This window comes from Deltaproteobacteria bacterium HGW-Deltaproteobacteria-6 (assembly GCA_002840435.1).
In the GTDB taxonomy this organism is placed as follows: domain Bacteria; phylum Desulfobacterota; class Syntrophia; order Syntrophales; family Smithellaceae; genus UBA8904.
The window spans coordinates 1-13,854 of record PHAT01000006.1 but is presented as its reverse complement, the minus strand read 5'-3'; the positions used below and the strand labels follow the sequence as shown (position 1 = coordinate 13,854).

The following is a 13,854-nucleotide window of genomic DNA, read 5'->3' as shown; positions in this document are numbered from 1 at the left end:
GCGTAGAAAAGGAGAGAAAATGCGAAACGTAATAGTTGGCATGTTTATAGGCGTGATGAGCCTTGTTTTGATAGGGTGTAGTGCTACGGCAACAACAATTAAGCAAAAAACACAAAATGAACGCGTCGGTGTTTTTACGGAGATCAAAGATGGCTTAGCGCCAACGCCGGGCTTTGCGGTTTTATCCATCAAAGCGAGCATCAAGACGCATCTTGCGGGATATTACCTTCTTGAGTCGAGAGACTCTATTCATGGAAAGCCAGGCTATCCGTTCCTGATCAATATTGATGGACAGGCACAGGTATGGACTGTCGATGGGCAGAAAGAAAGCCTGCCTCTCTACGATAAGGATGGAAAGACAAGCCGTGACCCCGATGCTGGAGAAGGCGTCAAATATGTTCTGGAAAAAAAGATACAACTGCGCCCCGGAACGCACAAAGTTTTCCTCGGGTTGTCTGCCGATGATTATTTCAGGGAAGTGGAGATAACACTGAAAGAACGGGACTTCATTACGCTTGAATTCAGACCCGTTTATAAATCCAAAACCCAGCCTACAAGAACTCCCAGCTTTAAAAAGGGTGTAAAAGAATATGAGGTGCATCTAAACAACGCACGCATTTAATATGGCAAGCGGAGAGAGGTCCGGCTCTCTCCGCTAACACCCGGGAAAATATTATTTTGTGACAAATCGAAATGTTTTCATGTTTTTTAGAAATACGACTTTGAAAGTTAAAACGTAAAAGAAAAGCTAATGCGTAAAAATATTATCATCGTTGCCGTTCTTCTTTGCTACCTTTGCGTGCCTATGCTGGACGGCATAATATGTGCCGACTGCATAGGAAATGCGCCGTTTATGGGCGAAAAGACCATCAGCCATGTTAAAACCACACCCGTTGGTGTGAACTATGCCAAGAAAGGTTCGGCGCACGCAAATCCTGCCACGGAGCAGGGGCATAAATCTTTCTGTTCGATCTGCGCCAATGTCCTCATGGGTACACAAATATTTTCTGTGAATCCGCCCGGCATGTTGACACAATGCGACACCCCGTCCACCTTGCCTGCGGTCTCCGAACCCCATTATTCCATCGATAAACCGCCTCAGAATTTTCTCGTATAAGCCATTTCTTTGCAGAGACATTTTGTGGTCCATATTTCCTTGGCATGTAATCACATATTACCCATACTCGTCTGCCAGGAAAGTGTGTTCTTATCAAAACAGATTAATGATTCGAAAAAGGAAGGGATTTTTATGGCAGAAAGAAGGAAAGCGAAACGCGGGAAAGAAAGAAGAAAAGCGGAACGACTGGAGGAGGAAGATGAAATTACCATAATGGTCGTCTCATGTAATAAATTTTCTCCCAAAAGAAAACTCATCTATACTTTAAGCATGGATCTTTCCGAGTCCGGCGCGCGAATGCAGGTCAATAATTTCTTGCCTTTCAGGACCCTACTCGATATAAAAATTGCATCAAAGAATCCGCCTCAAACGATAACTGCCTTAGGAAAAATAAAATGGATCAAAAGTCTCTTTGCGGATGAGCTCTTCGAGGTGGGTTTGGAATTTGTTCATGTATACAGGGAAGCGGTCTAGCCAATGGCGAATTACAGCAATGAAACAATAACCCGGAAAGCAGCCAGATCAGGAGGCGGTCAAAAGTGAACATAATTGAAGATATTAAGAAACATAGAAGGGCAACAACCATAGACGAGACACCTGCAATGGCAAGAACGAATACCACAGGTGTCGCCCTCAAGAGAACTGCACGCGGCATAAGAGTTTATTGAAGCTTATGTTGTGTTGACTCATTATGTGGAACGGTTTCATCTTTAAGCAACGGCCAAGGGAGCTCATGACGAAGAATCAACACTTTCTAGAATTCGAGATGTCGAGATAATGTTTGAACCAGCATAAGGTGTGTTCATGCCATCTCCAAATGGTATCTCGATTGCGAAAATGATTAAAAACGTAGGGACAAAATAATTAAAAAGGAGAAGATCTCATGAAAAGAATTATTTTAATGGTTTTTATGGTTATGTTTTTAGGAATATTTCTGATCCCCGGTGGTGGAGTGTATGCGTTTAACGAGGAGCAATTGCAGCAATTAAAGACTACTAATAAATGTGATCGCTGCAATTTATCCAAGGCAAACTTGGCAGGGGCAAATCTGAAAGAGGCAAACTTGGCAGGGGCAAACCTGAAAGAGGCAAACCTGGCAGTTGCAATTCTGGCAGGGGCAAACTTGAAAGAGGCAAACCTGGCAGGGGCAAATCTTTTCAAAACATCAATGATCGCAGCACAAATGATCGGGGCAAATCTAACCGAGGCCTTTTTGGCAAAGGCAGGAATGAGATTTGCAAACCTGAAAGGGGCAAACTTGGAAGATGCAAACCTGGAAGATGCGGACCTGGATAGTGCAAACCTGCTAGGGGCAAACTTGGAGGGTACAAAACTGAAAGGTGCAAGCCTGAAAAGGGCAACATGGACTGACGGGTCGAAAAGGTAAGGAAAAGTCTGTGGTGGTGGAAGAGACCAAAAAAGCAGAGGCATTTCCCGGTATCGTTTGAAAAAAAGGTGAAGGCCTGGAAGGGAAAAAAGGGGAAAATAAAGAGGGAGCTTCAGAATCTACGACAGAAGTAAGTGTGGGATAGGGCGGGAGTCAGCCGTCGGAATATCGTCTTTGTGTTGAGCTAAGCTGAAGTGGTACAGGCTACGGTTAGGAGGTGTGATGAAAGCATATCGCAAAGTTCATGCAGTTTTTTTGTTATTTATTTTAGTCCTATTATGGATCTGCATTCCCTGCATGGCTTATTCCGCTGGCGGTTCGGCGCCGGCCGGCAAAGAGAAGCAAGCATCAAAGCCCTGTGAACAGTCGGAAGCGGACGCTTGCAAAGGCACACCTCTCGCTTACAGTTACGAGACAGGTAAAGGTGTTCCCGCGACCGGAACATCCTACAGCGTGATCGGTGCAACAGCAGCAGCCAATCCCATCGCTTATTTTTTTAAAGGCGATGGCTGTCCCAAGTGCGCAGAGGAAGAGCTTTTTTTGGAGGCATTGACCAAGAGGATTCCGGTGGAAATACGGGTATATGAAGTGTGGCGCCATGCCGGTAACGCAGCCATGATGCAGAATCTGCTGGCGTCGCGTGGCGTGGACGCTAGAGGAATTCCCTTTACCATCGTCGGGAATCAGATTTTCTACGGTTTTTCCAAACAGATTGCCGAAGAGATCGAGAGGGCTGTCACTTCCTGCACGCCTTCTTCCTGTCCGGATCCTGCTTCTGAAGGAGCGCCGCAAAGGTTAATTTCGAAGAGTGGCGGCATCGTTGAAATTCCACTTGTGGGAAAGGTCGACTTGTCAGGCTACTCCCTGCCCTTTGTCACAGTGGTCATCGCTTGCCTGGACAGCTTCAATCCGTGCGCCTTTTTCGTTCTCCTGTCGCTATTGGGAATACTGACCTACGCCCGATCGAGAAAAAAAATGCTGCTGGTAGGGGGTGTCTTTCTTCTGTTTTCAGGATTGATCTATTTCCTGTTTATGGCGGCGTGGCTCAACCTTTTTCTCGTCATCGAAAAAGTCGCCCTCATCACATTGATTGCCGGCTTCGTGTCGATACTGATCGGTGCGGTCAATATCAAAGACTTTTTCGCATTCAAGCAGGGGATCTCCTTGTCCATTCCAGATAGCGCGAAACCGAAGCTTTTCGACCGCATGCGTCAGCTTGTCCATTCCACGTCGATGCTGCCGGTATTGGCCGGTACGGCCGTGCTTGCCGTTACTGCCAATTCCTACGAGCTTCTTTGCACGGCCGGCTTTCCCATGGTTTACACAAGAATCTTGACCCTGAACAATCTTTCCCCCGCCGGCTATTATCTGTATTTGACCCTGTACAACCTGATCTACGTGATTCCCATGGCCGTTATCGTTTTGGTATTTGCTTTTACTGCGGGGAAACGGAAGCTTACCGAGTGGCAGGGCAGAGTGTTGAAGCTCATCTCGGGTACGATGATGTTTGCCCTCGGCGTCGTTTTGCTTGCGAAGCCCTCTCTGATCAACAATATCATCGCCTCAAGTGGCATTCTTGTTGGGACCATGGGCGTTTCCTTGCTTTTTGCATGGGGCGTCGGAAAGTTTGAAGAAGCGAGAGCCAAATCTAGAGAGGAGACAATAAATGGATAAAATAACACGTGAAGAACGTCCTGCGGAAGAATTACCCCCCAGAGATCTTAAGGGAAGATGACTGTCAAGAGAGAAAATTCAGCATCTCCCAACGCGTCAGATAGCGAAGTCTTCGGGGTGGTTGCGCAAAAAGTCAAAAATGGAATAGAAGCGCAACGAGACACGGCCACGGGCAAAATCGGTGAAAACCGTCGCCGGATGCGGCTATATTTTCTTGGGGAGGTTAATTTACCTATGTTTAAAAAATACAAGTTGCCGTTACTCGTTGTCGGTATTTTGGGATATTTTATTATTCTATTTACCTTTTCCGGTTCCGCTACGCCTGCCTATGGGCAGGATAAAATGAGTGGCGTTCCGTCCATGGGCAAAGGCCCCTATGAAGTGATTATGTTTTCCGACTACTTCTGTCCGCCCTGCAAGCGAATCGACACAAAAGCCGAACCGCTGATGAAAGAGTTGCTGGCGACGGGAAAGGTCAGGATTACGTTTGTCGACGTCCCATTTAATCCCGTGACACCGGTTTACGCACGCTATTATCTTTATGCGGTCAACGCCGGATCGCGCGATGAAGAAATATTCAGAACCCGCAAAACACTTTTTAAGGCGGCTCAGGAAAAACGAATTCAAACCAAAGAAGCGCTGGTCAGTTATCTGAAAGAGGAAAAAATCGAATGGAAAATATTCGATGAAAATCCGGTTTTTGCAATGATGAGCAATATAATCAGACAGAATAAGATAGAGAGAACGCCAACCTGCGTAATCCGATACGGGGTTGCCGGTGAAAACAGGTATGTCGGGGACGAAGAGATCTGGCTCGGATTAATACAACTGAAGGCAACGCTTGAAACCGGAAAGAAGTAATCATCGAAGTTTTAAATAATGGAAAATCATAAGGAAAGAATGAAAGAGGATGGTTTTTCTTGACAATATATAAATACATGCTAATATATGAACATATATTCATATATGGGAGTGTTGAATGATGAAAAGAGAAAAGAAAAATAAAGAAGATGTTTGCGAAATCTTATGCATTAATGATCGGAAGGTGGCCGCCGCCAGAAAAGCCATGAAGTCCGATGCAACGCTTTTTAAACTCGCTGCAATTTTCAAGGTTCTAGGCGATCCGACAAGAACGAAGATTATCTCCGCTCTCTTGCAGGAAGAACTTTGCGTATGTGACTTGAGTACCCTGATCGGCACATCCCAGTCTGCCATTTCGCATCAATTGAGAGTCTTGAGAAATATGGACCTTGTTAAATATCGGAAAGACGGCAGAATTGCTTATTACAGTTTGGATGATGATCACATCAGTTCAATCCTCACAGCGGGTTTGAAGCATGTAGAGGAGTAATTTTTTTATTTAAATATATGAATATATGCACATATATAACTAGTTAACTGATTGAAGGATCTATTTATGATGAAAGGAATAAGGACATGAACGAAACCATTTTCAAAGTAACAGGTATGGATTGCGCCGAAGAGACCAACGCTTTAATGAAAGTAGTTGGCGCATTGTCGGGAATCAGCGATGTGAAATTCAATCTTCACAACAGCACGATGACTGTAACGACTATGAAAAACGCTGTTGATAGTAAGGATATCATCGCGGCGGTACAAAGGGTCGGCATGAGCGCCCGGCCTGCCGACAATACACAAGTGGAAAATACTCAGTCCAGCGCTAAGGGACTAACGCTGATACAAGGGCGAGACAAAACGAGCACAAATGAATGCAAAACCGGCGGGTGCAGTTGTTCTCCTATGCCCGTGAAATTAACTGAGCCATTCTCTGTGGGACCGGGAAAGGCGCTGTATCGCATCGATAATATGGATTGTCCCACCGAAGAGGCGCTGATCCGGAATAAACTGAAGCCCATTGACGGCTTAAAGGCACTGGACTTTAACCTGATGCAGCGCACGCTGACAGTCAGTCATCAGCTCGCCTCACTTACAGCGGTCGAAGAGGCCTTGCGCACGATCGGAATGCAGGCTAAGCGCATCGACACACCGACCGGGCTTGAACGGACAGTTCTGAAGATCGCAAAAATGGATTGTCCGACGGAGGAAGGATTGATTCGGGGTAAACTCACCGGTATGGACGGCGTGACGGGACTGGACTTCAACTTGATGCAGTGCATCCTGACCGTGACGCACAAGTCCGGGGCGTTGGACGCGGTTTTGGCGGCCCTCCAAACCATCGGTTTTGAGGCAAAAGTGGAGTCGGGAGGTTCAACAGATATGGTCACGCCTGCGGCGACATTACCCAAAACCAAGTGGTGGCCATTGGCGCTTTCCGGGGTTGCCGCGTTGCTGGCCGAGGTTGTGCACTGGGTAAACGGCGGCAATCACTGGATTGTCATAGCACTTGCGCTGCTGGCAATTTTCACCGGCGGTCTGCCTACCTACAAGAAAGGCTGGGTTGCCCTAAGGAACCTCAATCTGAATATGAACGCGCTGATGTCTATCGCTGTGACAGGCGCCATGATCATCGGGCACTGGCCGGAGGCGGCGATGGTCATGTTCCTTTTTGCACTGGCCGAGGTGATTGAGACCAGGTCGCTCGATCGGGCGCGCAATGCAATTCGCGGATTGATGGATCTTGCGCCCGAAACCGCGACCGTGCGGCAGGAAGATGGAAGTTGGAAAGAAATCCCCGCCAAAACAGTGCCGCTGGAAGCCATTGTTCGACTGCGCCCCGGTGAGCGGATTGCTCTCGACGGCATCGTGACCAGTGCGAAACGGGATCGTTTGAATACCGCGTGACGGCAGAGGCAAGCCATTCGACGCTGGCTCGGATCATCCACGCCGTCGAGTCTGCCCAGGGCAGCCGGGCGCCAACACAGCGCTTTGTTGATCAGTTTGCCAAAATTTATACACCTGCTGTTTTTGCACTCGCGTTTCTGGTGGCAGTTATTCCGCCGCTGGTCTCAGATGCTGCATGGCTCGACTGGATATACAAGGCTTTGGTGTTGTTGGTGATTGCCTGCCCGTGCGCACTGGTGATTTCAACACCCGTGACCATTGTCAGTGGTCTTGCTGCCGCGGCCCGCAAGGGAATCCTGATTAAAGGCGGCGTGTATCTCGAAGAGGGCCGCAAGCTTAAGGCGCTGGCGCTCGACAAGACGGGTACCATTACATACGGTAAACCGGTACAAACCGATTTTATCGTTCTCAGTGGTGAGGCGAACGAAACCAGAATACTGGCGGCCAGCCTCGCCTCACGTTCCGATCATCCGGTTTCACTGGCCGTTGCTCATGCTGCGGCAGAAGCAGGACTGACGCTGCGCGATGTGAACGATTTTGCCGCCATTCCCGGTCATGGCGTCAAAGGTAGCATTGCAGGGCACCTCTATCAACTTGGCAATCATCGTTTGATCGAGAATCTTGGATTGTGTTCGCAGGATATCGAGACCCAACTTACCGCACTGGAGAGCCAGGGCAAGACAGCAGTATTACTGGCTAACCAAACCGGAGTGCTCGCTATTTTTGCAGTTGCCGACACAGTAAGGGAAACAAGCCGTAAGGCCATCGCTGACTTGCATTCCCTCGGTGTGAAAACATTAATGCTTACCGGCGATAACGTCCATACGGCCGAAGCAATCGCACGAGAGGTCGGTATTGATGAGGCAAGGGGCAATTTGCTGCCTGAAGACAAACTCAAAACGATCGAAAGTCTCCTGACAAACGGGAATGGCGGCAAGGTAGGCATGGTGGGCGACGGTATCAATGATGCACCCGCGTTGGCCCGTGCGGATATTGGCTTTGCCATGGGTGCTGCCGGTACGGACACCGCCATCGAAACGGCTGACGTGGCGTTGATGGACGACGACCTGCGCAAGATTCCCGCTTTCGTGCGCCTGTCTCGGGCCACGGCTCGGGTGCTGACGCAGAACATTGTGTTGGCACTCGGCATCAAGGCGGTGTTCCTGTTTCTGACCTTGACCGGGCAGGCAACGATGTGGATGGCGGTCTTCGCAGATATGGGCGCGAGTCTGTTGGTGGTGTTCAACGGGTTGAGGTTGCTGCGCCGATTTTGATAAGAACTTCCTTTTTTCGTGTGGGAGTATATGAAGAAAGTCTTGTATGTCAAGGAAATCTTGACCACAAGATGTGGGTTGTCGCACCGATGATTGCGTTGAAGGCACATTGCGACATTAGTCTTTTTAAGAAATCTTTACTCCCATGTACGAGAAAGACGGCTCCTGACGCGTCAGCGGCTACTTCATCAAGTAGCTGCAGGGAATCCGTCGTACCGCGCCGACGAGCCTAACCCCGGCATGCAGCGGGCTCGCCGCTGATGCCAGACGTTATGCGTCTTAAGGAAACACGATGTCAAGAGAACGACTAGAAAAAAAACAGATCTGGGTATATGCCTTGGCCTTGGCTCTCGGGGGAGGGCTTGGGTTGTGGCGCCCGACTTTTGGTAAAAGCCTCGAGTTCTTGATCTCCCCAGTGCTTGCGATCTTGCTCTACAGCATGTTTACCCAGATTCCGTTCCTCCATCTACGCGAGGCGTTCGCGAGCCGACGGTTTACCGCCGCCTTGCTGACCGTAAATTTCATTGTTGTTCCCCTGTTTGTTTGGTTGTTGTCGCGCTTCTTGCCACAGCAGTCGCCTTTGTTGCTCGGGGTGTACCTCGTTCTGCTCACGCCCTGCATTGACTACGTCATCGTCTTTACCCACCTGGGGCGTGGAAACGCACGGCTTGTTCTCGCCTCCACGCCTCTGCTGCTTCTCGCCCAGATGCTTCTTCTGCCATTTTATCTGTGGCTTTTCATGGGAGGACAGGCCGCACAGATAATGAGTGCTGGCCCGTTTTTGGAAGCATTTCTCGTGCTCATTGCCTTGCCTCTGGGGCTGGCTTTGGCAACTGAATTCTGGGGCAAGCGCCAACGCAGCGGAGAAGTCTGGCTTGAAGCAACAGCGTGGTTGCCCGTACCATTCATGGCACTTACCTTGTTTCTCGTTGTGACATCTCAAATCGGCGGAATCGAGCAATACCTCCCGGTTGTGATTCAAGCCGTGCCGATCTATGTAACCTTTATGGTCATTGTGCCCCTCCTGGCTCGCGTGATAGCGTGCATATTTCGCTTGGATACCCAGGCTGGGAGGGCATTGATTTTTAGCGCGGGAACGCGCAATTCACTGGTCGTGCTTCCCCTTGCGCTTGCCTTGCCGGACGCCTGGATGGTGGTGCCTGCTGTCATTGTGACCCAAACACTGGTGGAACTGGTCGGCGAGTTGTTTTACATACGGCTGGTCCCGTCGATCGTTTTTCGAGAGGCCAGGCGCTACAAGTGAACCATAGGTGTCAGGCACTGACACCTGATAACCCAACTAAACCAAAACGCCGTGAATCCCCATACTACATGGTTTCACGGCGTCTTTCTTTAACCACTGAAAGATTGGCGGGAAGTGTTTCAGGTTTCCGAAGTCTTGATTCTTTGGATCAACTCGGCAGGGTCAAGCACATTAGGCCTTTCACTGAAATCAACCTTGGTCCTAGTTTTGATAAGAACTTCCTTTTTTCGTGTGGGAGTATATGACGAAGGGCGAGAAACTTCCTCACCCTTCGTCGTTTTTATCAGTGCTTGTGGGCTGCCGGGGATGCCGCCTCGGCACCATGGCCTTTGCCACCGACAACCTGGGCGACCCCTTCGACATAATGGGTGAAAGTCACGTATGCCTTGACATATTCCCGGCCGGCCAGCACACTTTCTTGTGAATGCTTTCTGGTTTCCAGCGCATGGTTGAAACGTTCGCGGATCCCTTTTTCGGTGTGGGTTGCGATGGCCTTGGCTAGCCCATCAATGGACCCCTTTTCCAGAGCCTGATCGGCTTTGGCGACAATCGTTTCACCAGTTGCCGTGGCCTTGATCCCGGTATACGGAGCCCCCTCTCCGGCACGATGGATCCGCACCAGAGTCTCGAAGAAGTACATGTCGGCCAGTTTCTGCGCCTCAGGGTTGAGCTTGCGCACTGCCATGGTTTTAATGAAAGCTTCACTGATTTCCTTTTCTTCTTCCGCCTTAATCCACTTCAGTAATGGGTAGACGTCACCCTTGGCTAGAGCCTCTCGCGCTTCGACCACCACCGGTCCGTCGAGGGTGTCGCAGTGGGCTAGACTAGTTTGTGGTGTGAGCAGAATAGCCAAAGCCAAAAATGTTATAGCTGCAAATCCTTTAAAACAGTCCTTCGTTCTTTTCATTTTTTCCTCCCTTGGTTTTGAGTTTTTTTGGTGTCTTTACCGGCTAGAACGAGGGAGGCGACCTATTTGTGACAGATAAATTGATAAAAAATAGATCCCATCAAATATATCAGCATTTTCAAATACTTGGTTCAGAGCAAGAAAATAGTGTCACAAGACTCTGCTTAAGTACGTATTAAGATATGGTGGGTTGAAAAAAATGGACACCAGTGTTAAAGAAGGCAGACCAGACTCGGATTTCTCTCTCCCGTCTCTTTTAACGATGGTTCTCTGAAAAACGAATGGAAGCGTGAAATATTTGGTATCCACTATTGACAACCAACCTCAAGAAAAGGTGACTGAAATTGACGGATGAGGAACTTATGGCTGCCTATGCCGATGGTGATATAGAGGCTTTCCGGACTTTGTATGAGCGGCATAAAAAACGCATCTTCGGGTACCTCTTTGCGAAATTAAAGGACCGAAGTGCGGCAGACGATGTTTTCCAGTCTGTTTTTGCCAAGCTTCATGTCGCCAGGCAAAAATACAGGCAGGAAATTCCCTTTTTGCCTTGGATTTTCACCATCGCCAGAAATGACTTGTTTGACTATGTCAGAAAGAAGAACACCTATATGAAGCACATCACGATCTCCGAAAAGGAAGTGGGGTGCTGTACAGATCCGGTGTCCGACACGGCGAGCATCGGAGTTGCGATTGCAGAGCTTTCCAGTCTAACTGATGCCCAACGCCAAGCCCTGGAACTCCGCTTTAACGAGGGGTTGACCTTTAGGGAGATTTCCGCACAAATGCAAACGACAGAAGACAATATAAGACAAATCATCAGCCGGGCCATTCGTAAACTCCGTAAACTAATGGGAAACAAGGAGGTACGTCATGGTGGAAACTAAATCCGAACAAGCGATGTTGAAGGAATTTGCTGAGTTTATCGATGCCAAGCCGACTGCCCCTGGTGGACCAGCAGATGAGGCGATTCTGCGAATGGTAGGAAAGGATCTACGGCCTGCCCTTTGGAAAGTCTATACCAAATTTACTATTATCGAGGTCGCTGCCGGACTCTTGACGTTGACCATCTGTCCGCAATTTGGTTTAGGGTTCAGTCGGCACAATGAGTTCTTGCATGCGCTGCACTTAGCGACGCCACCGGTAGTTTTTTACCTCCTTTGCGGCCTGTTTTTTGTGATTTTCGGCGCTGCCTTGGGCGGCCTCGTCTTGACTCGTGATGAAATCCGCAGTTTCTTCAATAATGACAATTTGTACTTTGCTGTTTATAGCATTTTAGCTTATCTAACTCTCGTTGCCCTTGGATTTGAGGTTTTCGTTCTCAGTTCTTTAACCTGGATGTTGGGTGCGATCCTGGGCAACCTGTTAGGCTTTAGGGCGGTCATCCGGTTGCGACAGGTAACGATCTAGTGGTTGCTCTTGAACTCGATGAGCGCTTTAAAATCATATCACGTTCCGGATTGTAATGCGCACCATCCGCGCATAAAACTATTGGCACTTATCCAGCGGGAACAGTGCGCGTCAGTTTCAGTTATTTCAACACGGAAGAACAAATAATCGCATCCATCAAAGCAATAAAGCAAATTAGTAAATAAGGAAAAAAACCTTTAATTTTCTTGACAATATAAATAAACATGCTAATGTATGAGCACATATTCATATATTGGAGTGCTGAACAATGAAAAGAGAAAAGAAAAGTAAAGAAGATGTTTGCGAAATCTTATGCATTAATGATCGGAAGGTGGCCTCCGCCAGAAAAGCCATGAAATCCGATGCAACGCTTTTTAAACTCGCGGCAATTTTCAAGGTTTTGGGCGATCCGACAAGAACGAAGATTATCTCCGCGCTCTTGCAGGAAGAACTTTGCGTATGTGACCTGAGTACACTGATCGGCACATCCCAATCTGCCATTTCGCATCAATTGAGAGTCTTGAGAAATATGGACTTGGTTAAATATCGGAAGGACGGCAGAATTGCTTATTACAGTTTGGATGATGATCACATCAGTTCCATCCTCACGGCGGGTTTGAAGCACGTAGAGGAATAATTTTTTTATTTATATATATGAATGTACGCACATATATAACTGGTAAATTGAAGGATGTATTTTGCGATGAAAGGAATAAGCACATGAGCGAAACCATTTTCAAAGTAGCAGGCATGGGTTGCGAAGAAGATACCAATAAATTGCGCAAAGTTGTCGGTGCGCTTCCCGGTATTGGCGATGTAAAATTTAATCTTTGCAACGGCACGATGACTGTAACGACTACGAAAGGCGCTGTTGATAACAAGGATATATTCACGGCGGTACAGAGGGCCGGCATGAGCGCCCGGCCTGCCGATAATATGCAAGTGGAAATTACTCAATCCAAAGCTAAGGGGCTAACGCTGATTCAGGCACCAGACAAAACGAGCACGAATGAATGCAAAGTTGGCGGGTGCAGTTGCTCTCCTGGGCCCGTGACATTAACTGAGCCATCCCCCGTGGGGCAGGGAAAGGCACTATATCGCATCGACAACATGGATTGTCCTACCGAAGAGGCGCTGATCCGGAATAAACTGAAGCCCATTGACGGTATAAAGTCACTGGACTTTAACCTGATGCAGCGCACGTTGACAGTCAGCCATCAACTCGCCTCGCTTACACCGGTCGAAGAGGCCTTGCGCGCAATCGGGATGCAGGCTAAGCGCATCGACACACCGGCCGGGCTTGAACGGACAGTTCTGAATATCGCAAAAATGGATTGTCCGACAGAGGAAGGATTGATTCGGGGCAAACTCACCGGTATGGACGGTGTGACGGGACTGGACTTCAATCTGATGCAGCGACGCTTGACCGTGACGCATAAGTCCGGGGCGTTGGACGCGGTTTTGGCGGCCCTCCAAACCATCGGTTTTGAGGCAAAAGTGGAGTCGGGAGGCACAACGGATGTGGTCACGCCTGCGGTGCCATTACCCAAAACCAGGTGGTGGCCGCTGGCGCTTTCCGGAGTTAGCGCGACGCTGGCCGAGGTTGTGTACTGGATAAACGGTGGCAATCACTGGGTTGTCATAGCCCTTGCGCTTGTGTCGATTTTGATCGGCGGCCTGCCTACCTACAAGAAAGGTTTAATCGCGCTCAGGAATGGCAATTTGAACATTAACGCGCTGATGTCTATCGCTGTGACAGGCGCCATGATCATCGGGCACTGGCCGGAGGCGGCGATGGTCATGTTCCTTTTTGCGCTGGCTGAAGTGATTGAGGCCAGGTCGCTCGACCGGGCGCGCAATGCGATTCGCGGATTGATGGATCTTGCGCCCGAAACCGCGACTGTGCGCCAGGAAGATGGAAGCTGGAAAGAAATTCCCGCCAAAGCAGTGCCGCTGGAGGCCATTGTTCGACTGCGCCCCGGTGAGCGGATTGCTCTCGACGGCATCGTGACCAGTGGACATTCTTCAGTGAATCAGGCGCCCATTACGGGCGAGAGT

13 protein-coding genes and 1 pseudogene are annotated in these 13,854 nt (G+C 48.9%); 13 read left to right on the top strand and 1 reads right to left on the bottom strand.

The annotated features are described in order from the left end of the window. Window positions 1-19: 19 nt before the first annotated feature. The 9 genes and pseudogenes from CVU71_14600 to CVU71_14560 all read left to right on the top strand — a co-directional run bounded on the left by CVU71_14600 (window position 20) and on the right by CVU71_14560 (window position 9,479). On the top strand, window positions 20-622 hold the full coding sequence (locus CVU71_14600) for a hypothetical protein (GenBank protein ID PKN17661.1): 603 nt from the start codon (window positions 20-22) through the stop codon (window positions 620-622). 129 nt (window positions 623-751) lie between these two features. Beyond that, window positions 752-1,117 carry a hypothetical protein gene (locus CVU71_14595; protein PKN17660.1) on the top strand — a complete coding sequence of 122 codons (366 nt, stop codon included), beginning with the start codon at window positions 752-754 and terminating at the stop codon, window positions 1,115-1,117. Window positions 1,118-1,201: 84 nt separating this feature from the next. Continuing rightward, window positions 1,202-1,591, top strand: a complete 390-nt coding sequence (locus CVU71_14590; protein PKN17659.1) for a hypothetical protein — start codon at window positions 1,202-1,204, stop codon at window positions 1,589-1,591. A gap of 409 nt (window positions 1,592-2,000) precedes the next feature. Then, window positions 2,001-2,504 (top strand): pentapeptide repeat-containing protein, encoded by a 504-nt coding sequence (locus CVU71_14585; GenBank protein PKN17658.1) that lies wholly within the window; start codon window positions 2,001-2,003, stop codon window positions 2,502-2,504. A 222-nt stretch (window positions 2,505-2,726) separates the two neighbouring features. After that, a complete protein-coding gene (locus tag CVU71_14580; GenBank protein ID PKN17657.1) occupies window positions 2,727-4,178 on the top strand; it encodes a hypothetical protein in 1,452 nt (483 codons plus the stop codon). Window positions 4,179-4,235: 57 nt separating this feature from the next. Continuing rightward, the gene (locus tag CVU71_14575) at window positions 4,236-5,039 is read left to right on the top strand and encodes a hypothetical protein (protein PKN17656.1); all 804 of its coding nucleotides are present in this window, start codon (window positions 4,236-4,238) and stop codon (window positions 5,037-5,039) included. Window positions 5,040-5,160: 121 nt separating this feature from the next. Further along, the gene (locus CVU71_14570) at window positions 5,161-5,529 is read left to right on the top strand and encodes a transcriptional regulator (GenBank protein PKN17810.1); all 369 of its coding nucleotides are present in this window, start codon (window positions 5,161-5,163) and stop codon (window positions 5,527-5,529) included. A gap of 116 nt (window positions 5,530-5,645) precedes the next feature. After that, window positions 5,646-8,215, top strand: a pseudogene (locus CVU71_14565) (heavy metal translocating P-type ATPase). 292 nt (window positions 8,216-8,507) lie between these two features. Continuing rightward, window positions 8,508-9,479: an arsenic resistance protein gene (locus CVU71_14560; GenBank protein PKN17655.1), complete on the top strand. Its 972-nt coding sequence runs from the start codon at window positions 8,508-8,510 to the stop codon at window positions 9,477-9,479. Between the two features lie 283 nt (window positions 9,480-9,762). Here CVU71_14560 and CVU71_14555 read toward each other — a convergent pair whose 3' ends face one another. Next, entirely contained in the window at window positions 9,763-10,386 is a 624-nt protein-coding gene (locus CVU71_14555) for a hypothetical protein (GenBank protein PKN17654.1), read from the bottom strand. A gap of 344 nt (window positions 10,387-10,730) precedes the next feature. Here CVU71_14555 and CVU71_14550 point away from each other — a divergent pair, with 344 nt between their 5' ends. The 4 genes from CVU71_14550 to CVU71_14535 form a co-directional block, all read left to right on the top strand. Next, window positions 10,731-11,273, top strand: a complete 543-nt coding sequence (locus tag CVU71_14550) for a hypothetical protein (protein ID PKN17653.1) — start codon at window positions 10,731-10,733, stop codon at window positions 11,271-11,273. Next, window positions 11,260-11,796 carry a hypothetical protein gene (locus CVU71_14545; GenBank protein PKN17652.1) on the top strand — a complete coding sequence of 179 codons (537 nt, stop codon included), beginning with the start codon at window positions 11,260-11,262 and terminating at the stop codon, window positions 11,794-11,796. Before CVU71_14550 ends, CVU71_14545 begins: the two co-directional genes overlap by 14 nt. A 268-nt stretch (window positions 11,797-12,064) precedes the next feature. After that, the gene (locus CVU71_14540; GenBank protein ID PKN17651.1) at window positions 12,065-12,433 is read left to right on the top strand and encodes a transcriptional regulator; all 369 of its coding nucleotides are present in this window, start codon (window positions 12,065-12,067) and stop codon (window positions 12,431-12,433) included. An 83-nt stretch (window positions 12,434-12,516) separates the two neighbouring features. Next, window positions 12,517-13,854 (top strand): ATPase P (locus CVU71_14535; protein PKN17650.1); only part of this gene is annotated, 1,338 nt, incomplete at its 3' end.